This window comes from Agromyces soli (genome assembly GCF_022811605.1).
Lineage (GTDB): Bacteria > Actinomycetota > Actinomycetes > Actinomycetales > Microbacteriaceae > Agromyces > Agromyces soli.
The window spans coordinates 1,977,489-2,001,034 of sequence record NZ_CP094533.1 but is presented as its reverse complement, the minus strand read 5'-3'; the positions used below and the strand labels follow the sequence as shown (position 1 = coordinate 2,001,034).

The 23,546-nt window shown below is 72.4% G+C and carries 21 protein-coding genes; 3 read left to right on the top strand and 18 right to left on the bottom strand.

From position 1 onward, the window contains the following. Positions 1 to 53: 53 nt before the first annotated feature. From sucD to MTP13_RS09650, 5 genes are all read right to left on the bottom strand, one after another. Complete coding sequence (sucD, locus tag MTP13_RS09670; protein WP_243567520.1) at positions 54 to 956, bottom strand: succinate--CoA ligase subunit alpha; 903 nt, start codon at positions 954 to 956, stop codon at positions 54 to 56. A 13-nt stretch (positions 957 to 969) separates the two neighbouring features. Further along, positions 970 to 2,133 (bottom strand): ADP-forming succinate--CoA ligase subunit beta, encoded by a 1,164-nt coding sequence (sucC, locus tag MTP13_RS09665; RefSeq protein ID WP_243567519.1) that lies wholly within the window; start codon positions 2,131 to 2,133, stop codon positions 970 to 972. A 194-nt stretch (positions 2,134 to 2,327) separates the two neighbouring features. After that, complete coding sequence (locus tag MTP13_RS09660; RefSeq protein WP_243567518.1) at positions 2,328 to 2,597, bottom strand: helix-turn-helix transcriptional regulator; 270 nt, start codon at positions 2,595 to 2,597, stop codon at positions 2,328 to 2,330. Continuing rightward, positions 2,594 to 3,433, bottom strand: a complete 840-nt coding sequence (locus tag MTP13_RS09655) for an ABC transporter permease (RefSeq protein WP_243567517.1) — start codon at positions 3,431 to 3,433, stop codon at positions 2,594 to 2,596. Before MTP13_RS09655 ends, MTP13_RS09660 begins: the two co-directional genes overlap by 4 nt. After that, on the bottom strand, positions 3,430 to 4,311 hold the full coding sequence (locus tag MTP13_RS09650; protein ID WP_243567516.1) for an ABC transporter ATP-binding protein: 882 nt from the start codon (positions 4,309 to 4,311) through the stop codon (positions 3,430 to 3,432). Before MTP13_RS09650 ends, MTP13_RS09655 begins: the two co-directional genes overlap by 4 nt. 140 nt (positions 4,312 to 4,451) lie before the next feature. Between MTP13_RS09650 and MTP13_RS09645 the strand changes: the two genes are divergently transcribed. Continuing rightward, positions 4,452 to 5,291 (top strand): DUF72 domain-containing protein, encoded by an 840-nt coding sequence (locus tag MTP13_RS09645; RefSeq protein ID WP_243567515.1) that lies wholly within the window; start codon positions 4,452 to 4,454, stop codon positions 5,289 to 5,291. 52 nt (positions 5,292 to 5,343) lie between these two features. Then, the gene (locus tag MTP13_RS09640; protein ID WP_243567514.1) at positions 5,344 to 6,066 is read left to right on the top strand and encodes a VIT1/CCC1 transporter family protein; all 723 of its coding nucleotides are present in this window, start codon (positions 5,344 to 5,346) and stop codon (positions 6,064 to 6,066) included. Positions 6,067 to 6,072: 6 nt separating this feature from the next. On the opposite strand, the gene MTP13_RS09635 is transcribed toward MTP13_RS09640, so the two are convergent. From MTP13_RS09635 to MTP13_RS09620, 4 genes are all read right to left on the bottom strand, one after another. After that, positions 6,073 to 7,179 carry an FUSC family protein gene (locus MTP13_RS09635; protein WP_243567513.1) on the bottom strand — a complete coding sequence of 369 codons (1,107 nt, stop codon included), beginning with the start codon at positions 7,177 to 7,179 and terminating at the stop codon, positions 6,073 to 6,075. Beyond that, positions 7,176 to 9,644: an ATP-dependent helicase gene (locus MTP13_RS09630; RefSeq protein WP_243567512.1), complete on the bottom strand. Its 2,469-nt coding sequence runs from the start codon at positions 9,642 to 9,644 to the stop codon at positions 7,176 to 7,178. The genes MTP13_RS09635 and MTP13_RS09630 overlap by 4 nt, the downstream gene beginning before the upstream one ends. Positions 9,645 to 9,690: 46 nt before the next feature. Beyond that, complete coding sequence (locus tag MTP13_RS09625; RefSeq protein ID WP_243567511.1) at positions 9,691 to 10,704, bottom strand: hypothetical protein; 1,014 nt, start codon at positions 10,702 to 10,704, stop codon at positions 9,691 to 9,693. A 116-nt stretch (positions 10,705 to 10,820) separates the two neighbouring features. After that, positions 10,821 to 11,846, bottom strand: a complete 1,026-nt coding sequence (locus MTP13_RS09620; protein WP_243567510.1) for a glycerophosphodiester phosphodiesterase family protein — start codon at positions 11,844 to 11,846, stop codon at positions 10,821 to 10,823. Positions 11,847 to 12,001: 155 nt separating this feature from the next. On the opposite strand from MTP13_RS09620, the gene MTP13_RS09615 reads away from it, so the two are divergent. After that, a complete protein-coding gene (locus tag MTP13_RS09615) occupies positions 12,002 to 12,805 on the top strand; it encodes a Bax inhibitor-1/YccA family protein (RefSeq protein ID WP_243567509.1) in 804 nt (267 codons plus the stop codon). 100 nt (positions 12,806 to 12,905) lie between these two features. On the opposite strand, the gene MTP13_RS09610 is transcribed toward MTP13_RS09615, so the two are convergent. The 9 genes from MTP13_RS09610 to MTP13_RS09570 form a co-directional block, all read right to left on the bottom strand. Then, positions 12,906 to 14,117 carry an RNA polymerase sigma factor gene (locus tag MTP13_RS09610; RefSeq protein ID WP_243570797.1) on the bottom strand — a complete coding sequence of 404 codons (1,212 nt, stop codon included), beginning with the start codon at positions 14,115 to 14,117 and terminating at the stop codon, positions 12,906 to 12,908. Between the two features lie 148 nt (positions 14,118 to 14,265). Next, positions 14,266 to 14,697, bottom strand: coding sequence for a YciI family protein (locus tag MTP13_RS09605; protein ID WP_243567508.1), 432 nt, complete (start codon positions 14,695 to 14,697; stop codon positions 14,266 to 14,268). Positions 14,698 to 14,816: 119 nt separating this feature from the next. After that, positions 14,817 to 15,755 (bottom strand): L-lactate dehydrogenase, encoded by a 939-nt coding sequence (locus MTP13_RS09600; protein WP_424221768.1) that lies wholly within the window; start codon positions 15,753 to 15,755, stop codon positions 14,817 to 14,819. 109 nt (positions 15,756 to 15,864) lie between these two features. After that, on the bottom strand, positions 15,865 to 17,442 hold the full coding sequence (gene guaA / locus MTP13_RS09595) for a glutamine-hydrolyzing GMP synthase (protein ID WP_189083761.1): 1,578 nt from the start codon (positions 17,440 to 17,442) through the stop codon (positions 15,865 to 15,867). Beyond that, the gene (locus MTP13_RS09590; RefSeq protein ID WP_243567506.1) at positions 17,439 to 17,915 is read right to left on the bottom strand and encodes a DUF3817 domain-containing protein; all 477 of its coding nucleotides are present in this window, start codon (positions 17,913 to 17,915) and stop codon (positions 17,439 to 17,441) included. The genes guaA and MTP13_RS09590 overlap by 4 nt, the downstream gene beginning before the upstream one ends. Positions 17,916 to 17,924: 9 nt before the next feature. Further along, positions 17,925 to 18,722: an SURF1 family protein gene (locus MTP13_RS09585; RefSeq protein WP_243567505.1), complete on the bottom strand. Its 798-nt coding sequence runs from the start codon at positions 18,720 to 18,722 to the stop codon at positions 17,925 to 17,927. Positions 18,723 to 18,809: 87 nt separating this feature from the next. After that, positions 18,810 to 20,540, bottom strand: a complete 1,731-nt coding sequence (locus MTP13_RS09580; protein WP_243567504.1) for a glycerol-3-phosphate dehydrogenase/oxidase — start codon at positions 20,538 to 20,540, stop codon at positions 18,810 to 18,812. Positions 20,541 to 20,635: 95 nt separating this feature from the next. Beyond that, entirely contained in the window at positions 20,636 to 21,760 is a 1,125-nt protein-coding gene (locus MTP13_RS09575) for a GuaB3 family IMP dehydrogenase-related protein (protein ID WP_243567503.1), read from the bottom strand. Positions 21,761 to 21,782: 22 nt separating this feature from the next. Continuing rightward, positions 21,783 to 23,483 carry an ABC-F family ATP-binding cassette domain-containing protein gene (locus MTP13_RS09570; protein ID WP_243567502.1) on the bottom strand — a complete coding sequence of 567 codons (1,701 nt, stop codon included), beginning with the start codon at positions 23,481 to 23,483 and terminating at the stop codon, positions 21,783 to 21,785. Between the last annotated feature and the right edge of the window lie 63 nt (positions 23,484 to 23,546).

Here is a 23,546-nt window from a genome sequence, read left to right as displayed (position 1 = left end):
CCCGCCGGACGGACCGGCGGGGCCTTCGGTGCGGAGTGGAGTACTCCGGACGATCAGAGGGCCGCGTACACCTCGCGCAGGAGGCGGGCGGTCTCGCTCGGCGTCTTGCCGACCTTGACGCCCGCGGCCTCGAGGGCCTCCTTCTTCGCCTGGGCGGTGCCGGCCGAGCCGGAGACGATGGCGCCGGCGTGGCCCATGGTCTTGCCCTCGGGCGCGGTGAAGCCCGCGACGTAGCCGACGACCGGCTTCGTCACGTTCGCCTTGATGAAGTCGGCCGCGCGCTCCTCGGCGTCGCCGCCGATCTCGCCGATCATGACGATCGCCTTCGTCTCGGGGTCGGCCTCGAACGCGGCGAGCGCGTCGATGTGCGTGGTGCCGATGACGGGGTCGCCGCCGATGCCGATGGCGGTCGAGAAGCCGAGGTCGCGCAGCTCGTACATCATCTGGTACGTGAGGGTGCCCGACTTCGAGACGAGGCCGATCGGGCCCTTGCCGGTGATGTTCGCCGGGGTGATGCCGACGAGCGACTCACCGGGGCTGATGATGCCGGGGCAGTTCGGCCCGATGATGCGGGTCGAGCCGCCCTTCTCCTTGGCGTAGGCCCAGAACTCGGCCGAGTCCTGCACGGGCACGCCCTCGGTGATGATGACGAGGAGCGGGATCTCGGCGTCGATGGCCTCGATCACGGCGTCCTTCGTGAAGGCCGGCGGGACGAAGGCGATCGAGACGTCGGCGCCGGTCGCGGCGATGGCCTCGGCGACCGTGGCGAACACCGGCAGCTCGACGTCGGCGCCCGAGGCGTCCTGGTGCAGCACGGTGGTGCCGGCCTTGCGGGCGTTCACGCCGCCGACCACCTGGGTGCCGGCCGCGAGCATGCGGGCGGTGTGCTTCGAGCCCTCGCCGCCGGTGATGCCCTGGACGATGACCTTGGAGTCCTTGTTGAGGAAGATCGTCATGGTTCTGCTGTCCTTACGCGTTCGCCAGCTCGGCGGCCTTGTCGGCGCCCTGGTCCATGTTCTCGGCGAGGGTCACGAGCGGGTGCGCCGCCTCCTCGAGGATGCGGCGGCCCTCGACGACGTTGTTGCCGTCGAGACGCACGACGAGCGGCTTGTTCGCCGCCGAGCCGAGCTCGGCGAGCGCGCCGACGATGCCCTTCGCGACCTGGTCGCAGGCGGTGATGCCGCCGAAGACGTTCACGAAGACGCTCTTCACCTGCGGGTCGCCGAGGATGATCGAGAGGCCGTTGGCCATGACCTCGGCCGAGGCGCCGCCGCCGATGTCGAGGAAGTTCGCGGGCTTGACCGAGCCGTGGTTCTCGCCGGCGTAGGCGACGACGTCGAGCGTCGACATGACGAGGCCCGCGCCGTTGCCGATGATGCCGACCTCGCCGTCGAGCTTGACGTAGTTGAGGTCGAGCGCCTTGGCCTTCGCCTCGAGCGGGTCGGCGGCGTCCTTGTCCTCGAGCAGCGCGTGCCCGGCGTGACGGAACTCGGCGTTCTCGTCGAGGCTGACCTTGCCGTCGAGGGCGATGATCTTGCCGTCCTCGTCGAGGATGAGCGGGTTGACCTCGACGAGGGTCGCGTCTTCCTTGTCGTACACCTCGTAGAGCTTCACGAAGACCTCGGCGACGCGGTCGACGAGCTCGGCCGGGAAGTTCGCGGCGACGGCGATCTCCTTCGCCTTCTCGAGCGAGATGCCGGCGATGGGGTCGACCTCGATGCGCGCGAGCGCCTCGGGCTTCTCGACGGCGAGCTGCTCGATCTCCATGCCGCCCTCGACGCTCGTGAGCGAGAGGTAGGAGCGGTTGGCCCGGTCGAGCAGCACGGAGAAGTAGAACTCCTGCGCGATGCGCGCGCCACCGGCGACCATGACGCGCTTCACGACATGGCCCTTGATGTCGAGCCCGAGGATGGCCTTGGCCGCCTCGTACGCCTCGTCGGGGGTCTTCGCGACCTTGACGCCGCCGGCCTTGCCGCGGCCGCCCGTCTTCACCTGGGCCTTGACCACGACGACGCCGCCGAGCTGCTCGGCGGCCGCACGCACCTCTTCGGGGGTGTCGGCCACGATGCCGGGGAGCACCGGCACCCCGTACTGCTCGAAGAGGTCTCTGGCCTGGTACTCGTAAAGATCCACGCTCTGCTTCCAATCGGTCCGCGCGGGTTCGCGCAGGGATGGTGGGTGAGGGACCCGGCCCCGAAACTCTCTCGATGTCGAGCTATCGGCACGGGCCGCCTGCCATGCTACTCCCCTTGTTCGACGCCGCCGAACCGGGGTCGCCCGGCGTCGCCCGGACCGATGCAGGAAGCGCCGCCGGACCGCGCGCGGGGTCAGCCGCGAGGCATCCCCTCGGGCGCGATCCGGGGGAACTCGTCGAGCGAGAAGACGAACTCGACCGGCACCTCGAAGAAGCGCGCGATGCGCAGCGCGAGGTGCAGGCTCGGGTTGAACTCGCCCCGTTCCAGGTAGCCGACGGTCTGGTAGTGCACGCCGATCGCCTCGGCGAGCTCCCGTCTCGTGACGCGTCGCTCGGCGCGCAGCATGGCGACCCGGTTGTGCACCAGGTCGCTGCGCCCGCTCTCCCCTGCCGCGCCGCTCATGCCCGCTGCAGTGCGGCCTGACGGCGCAGCTCGATGCCCGAGGCCGTCTCACGGCGCGCGACGCGGCGCAGGAGCCGCGGCGCGAGCAGGAGCCCCGCGACGGCCCAGACGCCGACGACGAGGAAGGCGAGTCCGAACTGCCAGTCGCCGTAGACCTCGAACGCGCCGAGCTCGGCGGGAAGGAACGCCCCGCGGAGCGCGTGGCCGATCCAGTAGAGCGGCAGCGCGAGCCCGAGCGGCTGCACCCAGACCGGCAGCGAGGCCAGCGGTTGCACGAGGCCGGAGACGAAGGCGAGCACGCCGACGACGAGGAAGCCCCAGCCGCTCACCGAGCGCGGGTTGCGGAAGACCGTCCCGATGACGAAGCCGAAGGGCGTGAGCGCGAGCGTGCCGAGCACGAGCATGGCCAGCACGATCGCGAGGTCGACGGTGTCGAGCCCGAAGCGGCCGCCGAGCAGGATCGCGGCGATCGCGAGCGTGGGCACGAAGGTGCAGACGAGCTCGGCGAGGGTCTTGGTGACGACCCCGCTCGCGTAGACCGGCAGGCCGCGCGGCAGGGTGCGGGCCCGCAGCAGGGTGCCGTCCTCGCGCTCGGTGACGACGACGGTGCCGAGCCCGTAGCCGGCGATGAACACGAGTTGGATCGTGAGGATGCTGGGCAGGATGAACCAGGCGAGCGGCGCGCCCGGGGCCGCCTCCGCGTCGCGGTACAGCCAGAGCACGACGCCGACGGCGACCAGGCCGATGAGGATGAACACCACGTCCGACGGGGTGCGCAGCGAGATGCCGAACTCGGTCAGGCCCCGGCGGAAGCCGGCGCGGACGGCGGTGATCATCGGGCGTCCTCCTTGGCGATCATGGCGAGGTAGGTCTCCTCGAGGGTCTGCGCGCGGACGACGAGCTCGGTCACGGTCACGTCGGTGCGGGCGAGCAGCTCGCGGACGAAGGGTTCGGCGTCGACCGCGCTGTGCACCTGTCGCACGCCGTCCTCCCGCCAGCTGATCTCGCTCGCGCTCGGCACGGCGCGGGCGAGCTCTGCCGGGCTGCCGTCGGCGACGATGACGCCGCGGTCGAGGATCAGGATGCGTCCCGCGATCTTCTCCGCCTCGGCGAGGTCGTGCGTGGTGAGCAGCACGGTCGTGTCGTCGAAGTCGCTGAGCGCATGGATGAGCTCGTGGAACTCGTGCCGGGCGACGGGGTCGAACCCCGTCGTCGGCTCGTCGAGGAAGAGCAGCTCGGGCCGGCCGATCAGGCCGATCGCGACGTCGAGACGGCGGCGCTGGCCGCCGGAGAGGGAACGGACGAGGGCCCCGCGATGCCCGGAGAGGCCCACGAGGTCGAGCAGCTCGGCGACGTCGTGCGGCTGCCGGCCGGTGCTCGCCGCGTACGGGAGGTAGAGGGTCGCGAACTGCTCGAGCAGCGGGCCCACCCGCCAGCGCGCGTGATCGCGCCACGACTGGAGCACGACGCCGATCCGGGCGCGCCAGGCGTCGCCCGCGGTCTCGGGCGCCTCGCCGAGCACGCGGATCTCGCCGGCATCCGGCCGCCGGAAGCCCTCGAGCACTTCGATCGTCGTCGTCTTTCCCGCACCGTTCGGTCCGAGGAGCGCGACCACCTCGCCGCGGTCGAGCCGGAAGTCGATGCCGTCGAGCACGGTGCGCGCGCCGTAGCGCATGCGCAGCCCGTGCACCTCGACGACGGGAGCGGTGACCATGGGGCATCCTCTCGTCGTTGAATCGCTACCAGATGTAGCACTTATGCTACATGCTCCGACCGTCGGTGCCACCCCTGCCCCGTCCCACCGCCGCCCGCCACCCCCTTCCGCGACCGCGGCGACCTCGGAAGACTGGCGGCATGAGCGAGCCAGCACGCCGCCGGCAGGCCCGGGTCGGCATCTCCGGCTGGGTGTACCCGGCGTGGCGACGCAGCTTCTACCCGAAGGGGCTCCGGCAGGCCGACGAGCTCCGCTACGCCGCCGAGCGGATGACCTCGATCGAGATCAACGGCTCGTTCTACGCGCTGCAGCGCCCCGCGAGCTGGCACCGCTGGCGCGATGCGACGCCCGACGACTTCGTCTTCGCCGTCAAGGGCCCGCGCTTCATCAGCCATGTCAAACGCCTCGGCGACGTCGACGCTCCGCTCGCGAACTTCTTCGCCTCGGGCGTGCTCGAACTCGGGCCGAAGCTCGGGCCGGTCCTCTGGCAGCTGCCGCCGACCCTCGCGTACGACGAGGCGCTGCTCACCGCGTTCCTCGAGCGTCTGCCGCGGACGCGACGGGCCGCAGCGCGGCTCGCCGCCGCGCACGACGAGCGGATGGAGGGACGCAGCGCGTTCGCCGTCGAGGAGGATGCCCCGCTCCGGCACGCGATCGAGGTGCGCCATCCGTCCTTCGTCGATGCCGAGGAGGCGTGGATCGCGCTGCTCGCCAGGTTCGGCGTCGCGAGCGTCGTGGCGGACACCGCCGGACGATACCCGCGCCTCGACCGGACGACGGCCGACTTCGCCTACGCGCGGCTGCACGGCGACGAGGAGCTCTACGTCTCGGGCTACGACGATGCGGCGCTCGACCGTTGGGCGGCCTGGGCTTCTGGCCATCTCGCGGGCGGCCGCGACGCGTACCTCTACTTCGACAACGACGCGAAGGTGCGCGCCCCGGTCGACGCGATGGCGCTCATCGCCCGGCTGCGCAGGTGAGGACAGCCTCGGCATCCTGGCGGTCGCGCGCGTGCGCTGCGAGACTGCAGACATGACGGACGGCGAAGCAGCTCCCTTCCACGGCGACGAGCCGCACGACCCGCGCGTGCACGAGCGGCTGAACTGGCTCCGCGCCGGCGTGCTCGGCGCGAACGACGGCATCATCTCCGTCGCCGCGCTCGTCGTCGGCGTCGCCGCCGCGACGAGCGACAGCGGCCCGATCCTCGTCGCGGGCGTCGCCTCCGTCGTCGCCGGCGCGATCTCGATGGGACTCGGCGAGTACGTCTCGGTGTCGAGCCAGCGCGACACCGAGCACGCGCTCATCGCGAAGGAACGGTGGGAGCTCGCCGCCATGCCCGAGCAGGAGCTCGCCGAGCTCGCCGGCATCTACCGCGCGAAGGGCCTCAGCCCGGAGACGGCCGAGCGGGTGGCCCGCGAGCTCACGGCGCACGACGCGCTCGCGGCGCACCTCGAGGCCGAGCTGCACATCGCCGAGGCCGACGTCGTGAACCCCTGGCACGCAGCCGGCGCCTCGGCGCTCTCGTTCCTGGTCGGCGCGGTGCTGCCGATGCTCGCGATCCTGCTGCCACCGCCCGAGTGGCGGATCGCCACGACGTTCGCCGCGGTCGTCGTCGCCCTCGCGGTCACCGGCTGGCTGTCGGCCTGGATCGGCGGCTCGCCCCGCGGGCGCGCGGTGCTGCGCGTCGTCGTCGGCGGCGCGCTCGCGCTCGCCGTCACCTGGCTGATCGGCTGGCTCATCGGCGGCGCGGTCTAGCCCGCGCTACGGCCGGCGCGGGTCCGTCGGGGCGATGCTGGGCGTCGCCGTCGTCGGCGGGGGCATCGGCACCGACTCGACGAAGCGCCGGGCGGCGAGCACCGCGAGGACGCCGACGGCCGCCCCGACGACGGTCTCGAGCACCCGGTCGCCGAGCAGCCCGATGAGGGGAGCCGGCGAGGCCAGGTGCGCCACCGTCAGTGCCATCGGGGTGATGAAGACGAGCGCGGTGCCGTAGTGCCGGCCCACGAGCACCTCCGCGCCGAACTGGCAGATCGCGACGGCCGCCACGAGCAGCCACACCGAGGGCTCGGGCCAGAGCAGCAGCGCGGCGACCGCGACGCCCGCGATCGTGCCGAGCACGCGGTGCACGGCGCGGGAGACCGTGTGCGCGGCTCGCGCCGGCGGGATCACCGCGACCGCGCTCACGACCGCCCAGTACGGGTGGCCGGTGCCGAGCGCCAGCGCGATCGCCCCGGCGGCGAGCGCGGCGACGACGTTCTGCGCGACGTTCAGCCAGAGCCGTGGATCGGTGTGCCCGCGCCCGCGGACCGGCGTGGTCCGCGGCAGCGGCCGGAACAGCCGCCGCGCGTGCCGGCCGGCGAGCCTGCGCAGCAGCCAGCCGGACATGGCGAGCAGCCAGGCGAACACGGTCGCCGCCGCCGCGACGCCCCAGCGCTGCCACCCGGTGCCGTCGTCGACGGGGAGCGCCGCGCAGACGAGCAGCCCGAAGACCGCGAACAGCGGAGTCGCGGGGGTCACGCCGAGCATGTTGTATGCGACGATGACGGCCGCGACGACGAGCGCGAGCACGGCCGCCTGAATGATCGGCCCGGCGCCGCTCGCGGAGAGCAGGATGCCGAGGCCGGTCGCCGCGAGCTGCACGACCGCCGCGGCGGTGACGGTGCGGAGCCGGGTGCGGTACGGCTCGCTGCGGCCGAAGATCGCCGTCATGCCGCCGAACGCGGCGTAGGCGGCCCAGTCGATGCGGCCGACCGCCACGAGGATCGCGAGCGGCACCGCGGCCGCGACGGCGGCGCGGAACGCGACCTCGAGGTCGAGCTGCCGTGCGGAGCGCCACCAGCCGGCCATCGCGGCGGCCGCGGCGTTCACAGCTTCTCGATGGGGGCGATCTTGATGAGGAGCTTCTTCTGCCCGGCCGTGTCGAAGGCGACGTGCGCGATGCGCTTGGTGCCCTCGCCGGTCACCTGGGTGACGCGCCCCTCGCCGAAGTCGGTGTGGCGGATGCGGTCGCCCGCTTCGAGCGTGAGGTCGCCGTTGTCGCGCACCGTGCCGGTGACCTTGTTCGCCCACTCGGTCTTCGTCGTCGGCGCCCGGGTGACGCTGAAGCGGTCGAGGTCGCGCCGCGACTCGAAGCCGCCGCCCCAGCGTTCGGAACCACGCCGGGCGTTGAGCGCGCGGGGCTGGGTGCCGCCCCGGCTCGTGGCCATGCCGGGCGACTGCTTCCAGTCGATCAGCTCGTCGGGGATCTCCTGCAGGTACCGGCTCGGCATCGCGACCGCCACCTCGCCGAACTGGGCCCGGCTCATCGCGAGCGAGAGGTAGAGGCGCTTGCGCGCCCGGGTGATGCCGACGTAGAACAGGCGCCGCTCCTCGGCGGGACCGCCGGGTTCGGAGGCCGACATCTGGTGCGGCAGCAGCCCCTCCTCGATGCCGGTGAGGAAGACCGCGTGGTACTCGAGACCCTTCGCGGTGTGCAGCGTCATGAGCGAGACGGTGCCGGACTCGTCGTCGATCTCGTCGGCCGCCGCGACGAGCGAGACCTGGGTGAGGAAGTCGACGAGGGTCGCGCCCGGATTCTCGCGATCGAAGTCGCGCGTCTGCGCGACGAGCTCGTCGACGTTCTCGGCGCGGGTCTCGTCCTGCGGGTCGCGGCTGTTGCGCAGCGCGTCGATGAGCCCGGAGCGCTGCACGAGGTGGACGAGTACGTCGGACACCTTCGCGGCGCCCTCGTTGGTGCCCGCGTCGATGCCGGCCTGCGAGGGCACGAGCATCGCCGCGGCCTCGTCGAGCACGTCGGCGAGCGCGGTGATCGCCCCGGTGACTTTCGGCCCGAGCCCGAGCGATCCCGCGTGCCGCATGGCCTGCCGGAAGCTCAGTTCGTTCTGCTCGGCGTAGTTCGCGATCGCGGTCTCGGTCGCCGGCCCGATGCCGCGCTTGGGGGTGTTCAGGATGCGTCGCAGCGCGAGCTCGTCGAGGGGGTTCGCCACCGCGATGAGGTACGCCATGGCGTCCTTGATCTCGGCGCGCTCGTAGAACTTGGTGCCGCCGACGACGCGGTACGGCAGGGCCGAGCGCACGAAGATCTCTTCCAGTGCTCGGGTCTGCGCATTGGTGCGGTAGAACACGGCGATGTCGCGGTAGGCGACGCCGTCGCGGTGCAGCGCCTCGATCTCGTCGGCGATGAACTGCGCCTCGTCGTGCGCGGTGTACCCCGTGTAGCCGACGATCTTGTCGCCGTCGCCGTCGGCCGTCCAGAGCTTCTTGTCTTTGCGGTCGAAGTTGTTCGAGATGACCGCGTTCGCGGCGGAGAGGATGTTCTGCGTGGAGCGGTAGTTCTGCTCGAGGAGCACGACCTCCGCCCCCGGGAAGTCGCGCTCGAACTCGGCGATGTTGCGGATGTCGGCGCCGCGGAAGGCGTAGATCGACTGATCGGAATCTCCGACGACCGTGAGGGATGCCCCGGGGATGCGGCCGTTGCGGTCGGTGAGGCCGCGCACGAGGACGCCGTGCTGGTCGAGTTCGGCGACGATCTCGGGCTCGACCGGGCGGGTGAGCTCGTGGATGAGCGAGTACTGGGCGTGGTTGGTGTCCTGGTACTCGTCGACGAGGATGTGCCGGAAGCGCCGCTGGTAGAGCGCGGCGACCTTCGGGAACGCCCGGAACAGGTAGACGGTCTCGGCGATCAGGTCGTCGAAGTCGAGGGCGCTGGCCTCGCGGAGCCGGCGCGTGTACTGGCGGAAGATCTCGAGGAACGTCAGCTCCTGCGGATCGTTCGTGTTGACGTTGCGCGCGTACGTCTCGACGTCGGCGAGCTCGTTCTTGAGCTTGGAGATCTTGCTCTGGGCGCCGGCCGGGGTGAAACCCATCGTGTCGGCGTTCAGCTCTTTGATGATGCGCTTCAGGATGGTGCGCTGATCGGCCGAGTCGTAGATGGTGAAGGTCGAGCTGAGCCCGAGCGACTCGGCCTCGCGGCGGAGGATGCGCACGCAGGCGGAGTGGAAGGTGGAGATCCACATGCCCTGCGCGCTGTCGCCGAGCAGCGCCTGCACGCGCTCGCGCATCTCGGCGGCCGCCTTGTTCGTGAAGGTGATCGCGAGGATCTGGCTCGGCCAGGCCTCGCGCGTCTCGATGAGGTGCGCGATGCGGTGCGTGAGCACCCGGGTCTTGCCGGACCCCGCGCCTGCCACGATCAGCAGCGCCGGGCCACGGTACTCGACCGCGGCCTTCTGCTGGGGGTTGAGTCCGTCGGTGAGGCGGCTGCCGGCGCCGTCGCGCACGGGAGCATCGGCCTCGCGCCAGCCGGCCGGGTCGTCGGGGTCGAGGATCAGCGTCATGTCCCTCCAAGTCTAGGCGGGACCGCCGACACCCGACCCCGCGGGCTCAAGCCGGCGGCTGCGGCGCGGGCGGCTGCTGCCCAGGTGCAGGAGGCGGGGGCGGCGTCGACTGCTGCTGGCCCGGAACGGGCGGCGGCGGCGTCGGCTGCGCGTACCCGGGAGGCGGCGGAGGCGGCGGGGTCGCCGGCTGCCCGTACCCGGGAGGCGCCGGCGGCGCGGGGTACCCGGGCTGCGCCGGCGGCTGGCCGTAGCCGGGCTGCACCGGCGGCTGCCCGTACCCCGGCTGCCCGTACCCCGGCTGGCCGTACCCAGGCTGCACCGGGGGCTGCTGGCCGTACCCCGGCTGGCCGTACCCCGGCTGGCCGTAGGCGGGCTGCGCCGGGCGAGGCTCCTTGGGCTCGAACGCGCGCAGGATCAGCGGGATGACCGCGGCGACGACCGCGATGAGCGAGGTGGCACCCGCGGTGCGCCACCACCAGTCGGGCCAGTCGGGCTCGGGGAACGCCGAGGGGATAGACAGCACGAGCGCCGTCGCCCAGACGAAGATCAGCGTGACGATGCCGGAGATGCGCGTGGCCGTCTTCTTCGCCCGTGCGACGAAGTGCAGCCCGTAGAGCTGGGTGAGCAGCAGCGCGAGCCGCAACAGGATGACGACGGCGATGAAGCGGCCGATCTGCGCGGCCCAGACGCCAGGGTCGGCGGTGTCGGCCGGCTGCAGCCAGCCGTTCCACACCTTCATCAGGCCGATGGCCACGAGCACCACGTTGACGATGGTCGACGCCGCGAGGTACCAGCGGTTCGGCCCGTCGGCGATGGTGGTGTCGAGCAGCACGGTGCCGGCGAACACCCCGACGAGCAGCATCGTGAGCCACGCCCGCCCGGCGACGTTGGCCTGGTCGCCGACGATGATGAAGAAGCCGCCGAGCAGGGCCGCGGCCACCAACATGCCGATGGAGAGCCAGAGGGCGATCCGCGCAGTGCGCGAGCGCTGCACGGGCGCGGGGCCCGGAGCTGGGACGGACCCCTGGGCGGGATCGGAACCCGGTGTAGTGCTGGACATCGTTCCTCCTGTCGACGCCGGCGTGCCTGGGAGCCCCAGCCTAGCGATACGCGAAGCGCAGGGCCGAGGCATCCGCCCCGGCTGTGGACAGACTCCGCGCTGTGGAGACCGAGCCCTCAGCCGGGCTCGCCGCGCGCCTCGACCCCGAGGTCGGGCTGGTCGACGAAGATCCCGTCCACCCCGGTGGCGATGATCGTGCGGAACTCCCCCAGCCAGTCGCCCCAGTGCGCACGCGAGGCGCCGCGGCGGAACGCCGGGGCGAGGAAGCGGTTCTCCGGCCGGAGCGTCCAGGTGTAGACGGCGAGGCCCGCGCTGTGCGCGGCATCCACGAGTTCCGCGCCGTGCAGCGGTCCGCGGCGCTTGGCGGCGCCGACGAGGCGCGACTTCGAGACGCTCACGCCGTCGAAGCGGCCGGCGAGCCGCATCAGCCCGGCCTCGGTCACGACCTCGTCGTAGCTCGTCGCGGCCGCGCCGTCGCGGAGCACGAGGTCCCATGACGCGCCCGACTCCTCGATGAGGAACACCCGAGCCCCGCGCACGCCGCGATCGCCCAGGCGGTCGAGGATCGTCGGCTCGAAGGACTCGAGGATGAGCCGCCCGTCGCCTCTGCCCCAGCCGGCCGCCTCGAGCTCGGCGGCGAACAGTTCGTCGAGCGGCAGCCCGAGGCCGGCGAAGTGGCTCGCGTGCTTGAACTCCGCCACGATGCGGAGGAGACGCTCGCCCGCCTGGGCGGCATCCTCCACCAGCTCGAAGAGATCCCGCAGCCGCAGCAGCGGGAAGCGGCCGTCGAAGCTCGCGCTCGTCTGGCGCAGCGCGCCCAGGCGCTCGGTCGCGCGCAGCGTCGCGAGCTCGGCCCAGGTGAAGTCCTCGGTGAACCAGCCCGTGAGGGGGACTCCGTCGACCTCGCGCGTTGTGCGGCGCCCGGCGAACTCGGGGCGGCTCGCGACATCCGTCGTGCCGGAGATCTCGTTCTCGTGGCGCAGCACCAGCACGCCGTCGCGCGTCGCGACGAGATCGGGCTCGACGGCCTCCGCGCCGAGCGCGAAGGCGAGCTCGTAGGCCGCACGGGTGTGCTCGGGCCGGTAGCCGGAGGCGCCGCGGTGTCCGATGACGAGCGGATGGCCCGCGGTGTCTGCCAGCATGCGCATAGCGTAGCGACGGCATGGCACCAGAGGATGATCTCCGGCCCATTCTCGGCGTCGTCACGGCTGGACACGGTAGATTCGTAGGAATCCGGTATGCAGCCGCGCCCGGATTCCCCTCCACCCGACGAACGCCGAAAGCAGAGGAACCGTCCATGGCACTCGACAATCCCGCCTTCTCGCGGAACCCCGCATTCTCCCAGCAGGGGGCGGTGGCCGCAGCGCAGGACGTGTCGGCCCAGCAGCTGCAGGAGATGTACGACCGCCCGACCACGCTGCCCGACAACGAGGTCATGACGGTCGAGAACACCATCTCGAAGACCGTCGCCTCGTTCGGCGTGCTGCTCGTCGGCGCCGCCGCGGGCTTCGCCCTCACGCCGACCATGCCCTGGGTGTTCTGGGTCGGCGCCATCGTCGGCTTCGTGCTCGCGATGGTCAACATCTTCAAGCGCGAGCCCTCGCCCGCGCTGATCCTCGCCTACGCGGCCGCGCAGGGCCTCTTCGTCGGCGGCATCTCGCTGATCTACGAGACCCAGTACTCGGGCATCATCGCGCAGGCCGTGCTCGGCACCCTCGCCGTCTTCGGCGTCACGCTCGCGCTGTTCGCGAGCGGCAAGGTGCGCGCCTCGAAGAAGGCCACCAAGGTCTTCCTCATCGCGATGGTCGGCTACCTGGTCTTCTCGCTCATCAACATGATCCTCATCTGGACCGGCGTGAGCACCGACCCCTGGGGCCTCCGCGGCGTCGAGATCATGGGCATCCCGCTCGGCCTCGTCATCGGTGTGCTCGTCATCCTGATGGCCGCGTACTCGCTCGTGCTCGACTTCGACGCGATCCAGCAGGGCGTGCGCAATCGCGCCCCGAAGAAGTACGGCTGGTCCGGCGCCTTCGGCATCATGGTCACGGTCATCTGGCTCTACCTCGAGATCCTGCGCTTCATCGCGATCGCCAGGGACTAGCCGCAGCAGCAGCTCGACTGCACGGACGGGTCGCCTTCGGGCGGCCCGTTCGTCGTTTTCCGAGCGGTGCCCCCGCTTGCGGCGGCCCCGGGTCCGCCGCTCAGTCCCGCCCGCTCGCCTTCGCGAGCAGCACGGCGCGCTCCCGGGCGTTCTGGGCGCGCTCGGCGGCGAGCTCGAACTCGGCCCGCGCCTCCTCCTCGCGCCCGAGCCGGGCGAGCAGCTCGCCCCGCACGCTCGGCAGCAGGTGCGAGAGCGCCAGCCGCGGCTCCCCGGCGAGTCCGTCGACGAGCGCGAGGGCGGCGGCCGGGCCATACGCCATCGACACGGCGACCGCGCGGTTCAGGGCGACCACCGGCGATCCGGAGAGCTCGGCGAGCGCGTCGTACACGGCGACGATCGCCGCCCAATCGGTGTCCTCGACCGAGGCGGCCCGGTCGTGCTCGAGGGCGATCGCCGCCTGCAGGCCGTACGGCCCGCGCCCCCGCCCGATCGCCTCGGCACGCTCGAGCGCCGCGCGGCCGCGGGCGATCGCCCCGCGATCCCAGCGGGAACGGTCCTGATCGGCGAGCAGGATCGGCGCCCCGTCGGCATCCGTCCGCGCGGGGAACCGCGCCGCCGTGAGCTCCATGAGCGCGACGAGGCCCTGCGCCTCCGGCTCGCGCGGCAGCAGCGCGGCGACGATGCGGGCGAGCCGCAGCGCCTCGCGGCTGAGCTCCGGGCGCATCCAGTCCTCGCCGCCGCTCGCGGCGTGCCCCTCGGTGAAGATGAGGTACAGCACGCCGAGCACCGCGTCGAGGCGCTCGGGCAATTCCGCCCGCGGCGGCACCTCGAACGCGACGCCGGCGTCGGCGAGCGTCTTCTTCGCCCGCACGACGCGCTGCTGCACGGTCGCGACAGGCACGAGGAACATCCGTGCGACCTCCTCGCTCGTGAGGCCGCCGACGACGCGGAGCGTGAGCGCGACGCGCGCCTCGCGGCTCAACACCGGATGGCAGGCGACGAAGACGAGGCGCAGCACGTCGTCGTCGATCCGGTCGGGGTCGTAGGGCGGCGCGTCCGCCTCGGCCGCGCGCTCGGCCTCGAGGTCGTGCGCGATCGCCGCGACCCGCTCCTCGTAGCGCTCCCGCCGCCGCCAGCCGTCGATGGCACGGCGCTTCGCGACCGCGGTGAGCCAGGCGCCGGGGTTGCGCGGCACCCCCTCGGCCGGCCACTGCTCGAGCGCCTCGGCGAGCGCCTCCTGCGCGAGATCCTCGGCGAGCGCGAAGTCGCCGACGAAGCGCGTGAGCGCGCCGACGATGCGCGGCGCCTCGATGCGCCAGACCGCCGCGACGCGCTCGGCGACGGCGGCCGGGTCGGCCGCTGGAGGCCGGGCGGATGCCTCGCCGGGCGCGCCGGAGCGCCGCACCGACTCCTCGTCGATGCGGCGCTCCTCGGTCTCGTCGTGCACGCGGCCGCCCGGCTCAGGCCTGTGCGGCCCGCTGAGCCTGCTCCTCGCGCCAGCCCTCCTCCTTCTGCACCCACTCATTGTCGGCAGGGAAGTCGGAGGCATCGGTCACCCGGCGCACCTCGAGGAACGCGCCGGGCCCGAGCGGTGCCCGGCTCGCCCACTCGGCGGCCTCGGCCTTCGAGCCCACCTCGATGATCCAGAAGCCGTTGAAGAGCTCCTTGATCTCGCCGTAGGGGCCGTCGGTGACGAGCGGGGTCTCGCCGGTGAAGTCGACGACGAAGCCCTCGCTCGCATCGGACAGCCCCTCGCCCGCGAGCAGCACGCCGGCCTTCATCATCGATTCGTTGTAGCGCCCCATCGCGGCGATGACCTCCGTGAAGTCCATCTCCTCGTAGGCGGCGACGCCGCGCTCGTCCGCACGCATGATCAGCATGTACTTGGTCATGATTCCGTCTCCTGTTCGGATCGATCGGGGCCGGTTCCGACCCTCTCACTCATGGCGTCGAACGGGAAGCGCGCAGATCGACACGGGCGCGAAAAACTTCTCGAGAATCTTCTCGCGGCTCAGCCGAGCGCCTCGACGGCGGTGCGGATGGCGTCGGCGGAGGCGACGAGGCGCGCCTCCTCCTCGCCCGACATCGGCGTCTCGGCGACGACGCGCGCGCCGTGCGCCCCGACCACGGAGGGCAGCGAGAGCGCCACCCCGCGGATGCCGCGGACGCCGTCGAGCACGGTCGAGACGGGCAGCACGGCGTGCTCGTCGCGGAGCACGGCTTCGACGATGCGCGCCCCGCTGAGTCCGATCGCGAGGTTCGTCGCCCCCTTGCCGCGGATGACCGTGTACGCCGCGTCGCGCACCTCGTGGGCGACGCGGTCGAGCTCCTCGCGCGTGAACGGCTCGCCGCCGCGCCACTCCAGGATCGGCACGGGCCCGATGCGCGCGTTCGACCAGAGCGGGAACTCGGTGTCCCCGTGCTCGCCCACGATGTCGGCGTGCACGCTCGCGGTGCCGACGCCCGCGCGCTCGGCGAGCCGCCACCTGAGCCTGGAGGTGTCGAGCACCGTGCCGGATCCGAAGACCCGCTCGGCCGGCAGCCCGGTCCCCCGCTGCGCCACGACCGTCATCACGTCCGCCGGATTCGTCACGATCACGAACACCGCGTCAGGCGCCCGCTCGAGGAGCGTCGGCATGAGCCGCTCGAGGATGCCGGCGTTCGTCGCGGCGAGCTCCATGCGCGACTGGCCCGGCTGCTGCTTCGCGCCCGCGGTGACGACGACCACGTCGCTGCCCTCGACGACGGCGGGATCGGCCCCGCCGGAGACCGCCGAGCCGGTGAACTGCGTGCCGTGCGCGAGGTCGAGCACCTCGGCTTCGACCTTCTCGGCGGCGATGTCGTAGAGCGCCACCTCGGCGGCGCTCTCGCGGATGAGCGCGGCGTACGCGAGGCTCACCCCGACGCTGCCGGCGCCGACGACGGTCAGTTTCGTGCGCGCATTCGCCATGCGGACCATCCTGCCCGGGGACGGACGTCACGACCAGAGCGGATGCGCCCGAAGCACGACGGAGGGCGCGGTCGGCAGACCGCGCCCTCCGGATGCCGGATGCCCCGGCTCACTCCCACTCGATGGTGCCCGGCGGCTTCGACGTGACGTCGAGCACCACGCGGTTCACCTCGCGCACCTCGTTGGTGATGCGGTTCGAGATCTTCGCGAGCACGTCGTAGGGCAGCCGCGTCCAGTCGGCGGTCATCGCGTCCTCGCTCGAGACCGGCCGCAGCACGATGGGGTGCCCGTAGGTGCGGCCGTCGCCCTGGACGCCGACCGAGCGCACGTCGGCGAGCAGCACGACGGGGCACTGCCAGATCTCCTGGTCGAGGCCCGCACGGCTCAGCTCCTCGCGCGCGATGGCATCGGCCTCGCGGAGCAGATCGAGACGATCACGGGTGACCTCGCCCACGATGCGGATGCCGAGGCCGGGCCCCGGAAAGGGCTGCCGGCCGACGATCGCCTCGGGCAGGCCGAGCTCGCGGCCGATGGCGCGCACCTCGTCCTTGAAGAGGGTGCGCAGCGGCTCGACGAGCTCGAACTGCAGGTCTTCCGGCAGGCCGCCCACGTTGTGGTGGCTCTTGATGTTCGCCGTGCCCGCGCCGCCGCCCGACTCGACGACGTCGGGGTAGAGCGTGCCCTGCACGAGGAACTTGATGGGCGTGCCGTCGGCCGCCGCCTCGGCGAGCAGGTCGCGCTCCGCCGCCTCGAAGGCACGGATGAACTCGCGTCCGATGATCTTGCGCTTCTCCTCCGGGTCGGTGACCCCGGCGAGCGCGTCGAGGAAGGTGTCGGCCGCGTCGACCGTGACGAGGCGCACCCCGGTCGCGGCGACGTAGTCCTGCTGCACCTGCTCGCGCTCGCCCTTGCGCAGCAGGCCGTGGTCGACGAACACGGCGGTGAGCTGCTCGCCCACGGCGCGCTGCACGAGCGCGGTCGACACCGCGGAGTCGACGCCACCGGAGAGGGCCGAGATGACCCGGGCGTCGCCGACCTGCTCGCGGATGCGCGCGACCTGCTCGGCGATGACGTTGCCCGAGTTCCAGTCGGCCGGGATGCCGGCGGCGCGGTGCAGGAAGTTCTCGATGATGCCCTGGCCGAACGGCGTGTGCTTCACCTCGGGGTGCCACTGCACGCCGTAGAGCTTGCGCTCGTCGTTCGCGAACGCGGCGACGGGGGTCGACTCGGTGGAGGCGAGCACCTCGAAGCCCTCGGGCGCACGGGCGACCGAGTCGCCGTGGCTCATCCACACGGTCTGCCCGGCGGGCTGGTCGACGAGCAGGGCGTTGCCCTCGGCATCCACCACGTTCGCGTGCGTCGCGCCGTACTCGCGCTGGCCGGTCTGCGCGACCTCGCCGCCGAAGTGCTGCGCCATGACCTGGAATCCGTAGCAGATGCCGAGGGTCGGCACGCCGAGCTCGAGCACCTCGGGGTCGAGCTGCGGGGCGCCCTGCTCGTACACCGAGCTCGGGCCGCCCGAGAGCACGATGCCGATCGGGTTCTTCGCGCGCACCTCCTCGGCGGTGACCGTGTGCGGCACGATCTCGGAGTAGACGGATGCCTCGCGCACCCGACGCGCGATGAGCTGCGCGTACTGGGCACCGAAGTCGACGACGAGGACGGGACGCTGTTCGGTCTCGCTCACTGGGCGGCCTCCACGGGCTGGTTGTCGGAATCTGCGGCCTCGGCCTCGCGGCGGTCGAGGTAGCTGCGGACCTCGCGGCCGATCTTGGCCTCGAGGAAGAAGGAGAGGAACGGCACGATGCCGCCGAGCGCGATGAGGATGAAGCGCGTGAACGGCCAGCGCATGAGGCTCCACAGCCGGAAGTCGCTGAACAGGTACACGACGTAGAACCAGCCGTGCGCGATCAGGATGCCGGTGGAGAGGTTCACGCCGATGCCCGTCGACTCGAGACCGCTCGCCGTCTCGATCACGGGCTCGAAGCTGAGCACGCCGTTCGGGCCGAAAGCGTACAGCTCGAAGTGCCACACGTACTTCAGCAGCATCTCGGCGCAGAGCAGCAGCATCATCACGCCCGTGATGACCGACGCCACCTGGTAGAACTTCAGCGCCCCGCGGATGCGCGGCAGATCGGCGAGTTTGGGCTCGAGGGGCATGCCACCAGTCTACGCGGACTGGCTGAGCGCCTCCGCCTCGTCGCGCTCGCGCTCCACGGCGTCGCGGACGAGCCGGTACCAGAGGTAGATCGCGAAGCCCGCGAAGACCACCCACTCGACCGCGTAGAAGACGTTCAGCCAGTTCAGCTCGACCGATTGCTCGGGCGGCGGCGAGTGGATCGCCTCGAGCCCCGGCGAGGCATCCTTCGCCGTGACGTAGCCGAAGTACGCCGGCCGATCGTCGAAGTCGGCCCAGAGGTTCACGAGCTGCGCGACGGCGACCGTCTTCATCTCGAAGGGATCGGCGTCGTCGGCGGGCGCGATCGGCGCCTCGCTCGGCAGGAAGCGGCCGACGAGGGTGGTGTCCTCCGCGCCGAGGCCCCGCTCGAATTCGGCGAGCGCGCGCTCGGCCGCCGCGCGGTCGGGCGCCCAGCCGAGCGCGACGGGCAGACCGCCCGGCGCGCCGTCGGCGACCTCGAGATGCGCGACGACCCAGGTGCCCGCGACGCCGTCGTTCAGGCGGCCGTCGACGAGCACGGTGTCGCCGGGCACGAAGCGCCCGGTGACCTCGACCATCTGGCCGGTCGCGCGCTGCTCGGTGGGCGCGTCGGGGGCGGCGAGCCCGGCGAAGGGCAGCACCTCTTCCGTCGGCCGCACCTCGACCGTCGCCTGCTCGACGGCCCGCTCGACCTGCCACTGCCCGAGCAGGGCGAAGGCGGCGGCGATTCCGAGGGCGAGGGCGAGCGCGAGCAGCCACCGCGGGCGCACCATCATGCGCAGTACGGCGCGGCGTGAGTCAGCGGACACGATCACCGAGCCTACCCGGCCGCGGCTGGGGAAGCGGTGGGTGCCCGCCCGGGGTCCGAGACGTCGTCGCCCGGCGGGCGGGCCCGTTCAGTCGACCCGGACGATGTCCGGCGCCTCCAGCCGCACCCGGTCGGCGGAGGCGTCGTCGGGCTGCTCCTGCGAGGCGCGTTCGGCCTCGACCCGCTGCAGGTAGCGCTCGACCTCGAGGGTCTCGCGCGCCTCGTCCCAGCCGAGGACGCCGCCCATGAGCTTCGCCGCGACGGGCGCGGCCGAAACGCCCCGGTCCCACGCCTCGATCGAGATGCGGGTGCGCCGGGCGAGCACGTCGTCGAGGTGCAGGGCGCCCTCGTGCGAGGCGGCGTACACGACCTCGGCGGCGAGGTAGTCGTCGGCCCCCGGCAACGGCTCGCCGAGCGAGGGGTCGTTGCGGATGAGATCGAGCAGGTCGTCGGTCATCGTGCCGTAGCGGTTCAGCAGGTGCTCGATGCGCACCTTGTGCACGCCGAAGGCGCGGGCGATCTTGCCGCGCTTGTTCCACGCGGCCTGGTAACCCTCGGCGCCGAGCAGCGCGATGTCCTGCGTCGCCGACGGCGGGATCTTGCCGTCGAGCGCGTCGACGGCCGCGTCGATCGCGTCCTTCGCCATGACCCGGTAGGTGGTCCACTTGCCGCCCGCGATGACGACGAGCCCCGGCACGGTGTGCGCGACGAGGTGCTCGCGGGAGAGCTTCGAGGTCTGGTCGCTCTCGCCCGCGAGGAGCGGGCGGAGGCCGGCGTACACGCCCTCCACGTCCTCCCGGGTGAGCGGCACCCCGAGCACGGCGTTCACGTGCTCGAGCAGGTAGTCGATGTCGGCCGCGGTCGCCGCGGGGTGCGCCTTGTCGAGGTTCCAGTCGGTGTCGGTCGTACCGATCAGCCAGTGCCGGCCCCAGGGGATGACGAACAGCACGCTCTTCTCGGTGCGGAAGATCATGCCCATCGCGGACTGGATGCGGTCGCGCGGCACGACGAGGTGGATGCCCTTCGACGCGCGCACCTTGAAGGTGCCCCGCTCCCCCACCATGCGCTGGGTGTCGTCGGTCCACACGCCGGTCGCGTTCACGACCTGCTTCGCGCGGATCTCGAAGTGCTCGTCGGTCTCGAGGTCGTGGGCCCTCACGCCGACGACCCGCTCGCCGACCTTCAGGAAGCCCTCGACGTTGACGCGGCTCGCGACGTGGGCGCCGTAGAAGCTGGCCGTGCGCGCGAGCGAGGCCACGTAGCGCGCGTCGTCGACCTGCGCGTCGTAGTAGGTCAGGCCGCCCACGAGGGCGTCCTTCGAGAGCGAGGGGATGGCCCGCATCACCTGGCGCTTCGAGAGGTGCCGGTGGTGCGGGACCCCCGGCGGCCGCCCGCCCGTGTAGCTGAAGATGTCGTAGAGCATCATTCCGGCGCCGATGTAGACGCGCTCGAACACCCGCTTCTTCAGCGGGTAGAGGAAGCGCACCGGCTTCACGAGGTGCGGGGCGATGCGCTGCAGCAGGAGGCCGCGCTCGATGAGCGCCTCGCGCACGAGCCGGAAGTCGAGCTGCTCGAGGTAGCGGATGCCGCCGTGCACGAGCTTCGAGGAGCGGCTCGAGGTGCCGCTCGCCCAGTCGCGCGCCTCGAGGAGCCCCGTCGAGAGCCCACGGGTGACCGCGTCGAGCGCGGATCCCGTGCCGACGATGCCGCCGCCGACGACGAGGACGTCGAGCTCTTTCTCTTTCAGCCGCGCGATCGCCGCCGCGCGCTCCTCAGGGCCGAGCTTGTCCGACCGTGCCACCGACTTGAGCTTCGCCATCGTCGCCTCCCCAGACGTCGTATACCGCGCTGGTTCCACGCTACCCGACAACTCGGGCGGGAGGTCCGGCGATCGCGACTCGGTTCGGCGCGGGCTCAGGCGCCCTGGTAGGGGGCGACGACGATCTCGACCCGCTGGAACTCCTTCAGGTCGGAGTAGCCGGTCGTCGCCATCGACTTGCGCAGCGAGCCCACGAGGTTCGCGGTGCCCTCGGCGATCGGCGCCGGGCCGTAGAGGATCTCCTCGAGCGGGGCCACCTGGCCGACCTGCACGCGCTTGCCGCGGGGCAGCTTCGGGTGGTGCGCCTCGGCGCCCCAGTGCCAGCCGCCGCCCGGCGCGTCGGTCGCCCGCGCGAGCGCGGCGCCCAGCATGACCGCGTCGGCGCCGCAGGCGATCGCCTTCACGATGTCGCCGGAGGCCCCGACGCCGCCGTCGGCGATGACGTGCACGTAGCGGCCGCCCGACTCGTCGAGGTAGTCGCGGCGCGCGCCCGCGACGTCCGCCACCGCGGTCGCCATGGGCGCGTGGATGCCGAGCGAGGCGCGCGTCGTGGAGGCGGCGCCGCCCCCGAAGCCGACGAGCACGCCCGCCGCGCCCGTGCGCATGAGGTGCAGGGCCGCCGTGTAGGTGGCCGCACCGCCGACGATGACGGGCACGTCGAGCTCGTAGATGAACTTCTTGAGGTTCAGCGGCTCGACGTTCTTCGAGACGTGCTCGGCCGAGACGGTCGTGCCGCGGATGACGAACAGGTCGACGCCGGCCTCGACGACGGTCGAGTGCAGCTCGGCCGTGCGCTGCGGCGACAGCGCGCCCGCGACGGTGACGCCGGCGGCGCGGATCTCGGCGAGGCGTTCGCGCACGAGCGCCGGCTGGATCGGCGCGGCGTACAGCTCCTGCATGCGCGCCGTGGCCTTGTCGGCGGGGAGGCTGCGGATCTCGGCGAGCACCGGCTCGGGGTTCTCGTAACGGGTCCACAGGCCCTCGAGGTCGAGCACGCCGAGACCGCCGAGCTTGCCCATCATGATGGCCGTCTTCGGCGAGACCACGGAGTCCATCGGCGCCGCGAGGAACGGCAGCTCGAACTGATACGCGTCGATCGACCAGGAGACGGAGACGTCCTCCGGGTCGCGCGTGCGCCGGCTCGGCACGATGGCGATGTCGTCGAACGCGTAGACACGGCGGCCCCGCTTGGAACGGCCGATCTCGATCTCCTGGCTCACCGTTCCAGCCTACCCGGGCGGTTCAGCGGGCGCGCGCCACGCGGCGCTCGTCCCAGACCGGGGCATCCGTCTCGACGACCTCGCCGTCCTCGCGGAAGACGAGGAAGCGGTCGAAGCCGCGCGCGAACCAGCGGTCGTGGGTCACGGCGAGCACCGTGCCGTCGAAGCGCGACAGCGCGTCCTCGAGCGCCTCCGCCGAGACGAGGTCGAGGTTGTCGGTCGGCTCGTCGAGCAGCAGCATCGTCGCCCCGGAGAGCTCGAGCAGGAGGATCTGCAGGCGGGCCTGCTGCCCGCCGGACAGGTGCTCGAAGCGCTGCTGCGCCTCGCGGGCGAGGCCGTAGCGGTCGAGCGCCGAGCTCGCCTGCTCGCGCGGCAGGCCCGGCCGCTCCGCGTCGCCGCGGAACAGGATCTCCAGCAGGGTCCGCCCGGTGAACTCGGGGTGCTCGTGGTTCTGCGCGAACCAGCCGGGCACGACTCGGGCGCCGAGCACGGCGCGACCCGAGTGCGGCACCCGGGCGAGCCCCGCCGTCGCCTCCGTCGTGTGGCCCTGCATGGGGTCCGGGTCGCTGCCGCCGCCGGCGAGCAGGCGCAGGAAGTGCGACTTGCCCGAGCCGTTCGAGCCGAGCACGGCGACCCGGTCGCCGTACCAGACCTCGAGCGCGAAGGGCCGCATCAGCCCGGTGAGCTCGAGCCCCTCGCAGACGAGCGCGCGCTTGCCGGTGCGCGCCCCGCGCAGGCGCATGTCGACCTCGCGGGCGGGCGGGCGCTCCTCCGGCGGCCCGGCCTCCTCGAACTTGCGGAGCCGGGTGACGGCCGCCTGGTAGCGCGAGGCCATGCCGTCGTTGTAGGTCGCCTTCACCTTGAGCGTCGCCACGAGCTGCTTCAGCGCCGCGTGCTGCTCGTCCCAGCGCCGGCGCAGCTCGTCGAGCCTGGCGAAGCGCGCCTCGCGGGCCTCGTGGTAGCCCTCGAAGCCGCCGCCGTGGACCCAGGCGGTGTTGCCGCCGCCGCCGAGCTCGATCGTGACGATCCGGTCGGCGGCCCGGGCGAGCAGTTCGCGATCGTGCGAGACGAGGAAGACGGTCTTCTGGGTCTCCCGGAGCCGGTCCTCGAGCCAGCGCTTGCCCGGCACGTCGAGGGAGTTGTCCGGCTCGTCGAGGAGCAGCACCTGCTCCGGCCCGCGCAGCAGCGCCTCGAGCGCGAGCCGCTTCTGCTCGCCCCCGGACAGCGTCGCGAGCTCCCGCCAGCGGGCCCGCTCGAACGGCACGCCGAGCGCGGCGCCGGTGCAGTGGTCCCAGACGACCTCCTGCTCGTACCCGCCAGCCTCGGCGTACTCGGCGAGCGCGGCCGCGTAGCGCATCTGCGCGGCGGTGTCCTCGTGCTCGATGAGGGCGTTCTCGGCGGCCTCGAGCTCGAGCGCGGCCACGCGGATCCGCTCGGGCGCGACCGAGACGAGGAGCCCGGCGACGGTCTCGGCGGCCCCCTCCGCCGTGCGCCCCGTGCCGATGAACTGGTCCATGACGCCGAGGCCCCCCTCGACCCGCACACTGCCCTCGTCGGCGGCGAGCTCGCCGCGGACGATCCGCAGCAGCGTGGACTTGCCCGCCCCGTTCGCGCCGATGAGCGCCGTGGTGCGGCCCTCGGTGACGCGGAAGGCGAGGTCGGCGAGGAGCGGCCGCCCGTCGGGCAGCGAGTAGGAGACGCCGTTGACGTCGATGAATCCCATGTCGAGACATCCGTTCGCATGCGGCCGCGCCGGACGCTCCGGGGGCCGCGCCGCCTCGTGGGC

What these genes read in the sequence shown, in the direction of transcription:
- sucD (WP_243567520.1), bottom strand. Translation starts at nt 956, where the DNA reads ATGACGATCTTCCTCAACAAGGACTCCAAGGTCATCGTCCAGGGCATC.
- MTP13_RS09660 (WP_243567518.1), bottom strand. Translation starts at nt 2,597, where the DNA reads ATGAGCGGCGCGGCAGGGGAGAGCGGGCGCAGCGACCTGGTGCACAAC.
- MTP13_RS09655 (WP_243567517.1), bottom strand. Translation starts at nt 3,433, where the DNA reads ATGATCACCGCCGTCCGCGCCGGCTTCCGCCGGGGCCTGACCGAGTTC.
- MTP13_RS09650 (WP_243567516.1), bottom strand. Translation starts at nt 4,311, where the DNA reads ATGGTCACCGCTCCCGTCGTCGAGGTGCACGGGCTGCGCATGCGCTAC.
- MTP13_RS09645 (WP_243567515.1), top strand. Translation starts at nt 4,452, where the DNA reads ATGAGCGAGCCAGCACGCCGCCGGCAGGCCCGGGTCGGCATCTCCGGC.
- MTP13_RS09640 (WP_243567514.1), top strand. Translation starts at nt 5,344, where the DNA reads ATGACGGACGGCGAAGCAGCTCCCTTCCACGGCGACGAGCCGCACGAC.
- MTP13_RS09630 (WP_243567512.1), bottom strand. Translation starts at nt 9,644, where the DNA reads ATGACGCTGATCCTCGACCCCGACGACCCGGCCGGCTGGCGCGAGGCC.
- MTP13_RS09625 (WP_243567511.1), bottom strand. Translation starts at nt 10,704, where the DNA reads ATGTCCAGCACTACACCGGGTTCCGATCCCGCCCAGGGGTCCGTCCCA.
- MTP13_RS09620 (WP_243567510.1), bottom strand. Translation starts at nt 11,846, where the DNA reads ATGCTGGCAGACACCGCGGGCCATCCGCTCGTCATCGGACACCGCGGC.
- MTP13_RS09615 (WP_243567509.1), top strand. Translation starts at nt 12,002, where the DNA reads ATGGCACTCGACAATCCCGCCTTCTCGCGGAACCCCGCATTCTCCCAG.
- MTP13_RS09605 (WP_243567508.1), bottom strand. Translation starts at nt 14,697, where the DNA reads ATGACCAAGTACATGCTGATCATGCGTGCGGACGAGCGCGGCGTCGCC.
- MTP13_RS09600 (WP_424221768.1), bottom strand. Translation starts at nt 15,755, where the DNA reads ATGGCGAATGCGCGCACGAAACTGACCGTCGTCGGCGCCGGCAGCGTC.
- MTP13_RS09590 (WP_243567506.1), bottom strand. Translation starts at nt 17,915, where the DNA reads ATGCCCCTCGAGCCCAAACTCGCCGATCTGCCGCGCATCCGCGGGGCG.
- MTP13_RS09580 (WP_243567504.1), bottom strand. Translation starts at nt 20,540, where the DNA reads ATGGCGAAGCTCAAGTCGGTGGCACGGTCGGACAAGCTCGGCCCTGAG.
- MTP13_RS09570 (WP_243567502.1), bottom strand. Translation starts at nt 23,483, where the DNA reads ATGGGATTCATCGACGTCAACGGCGTCTCCTACTCGCTGCCCGACGGG.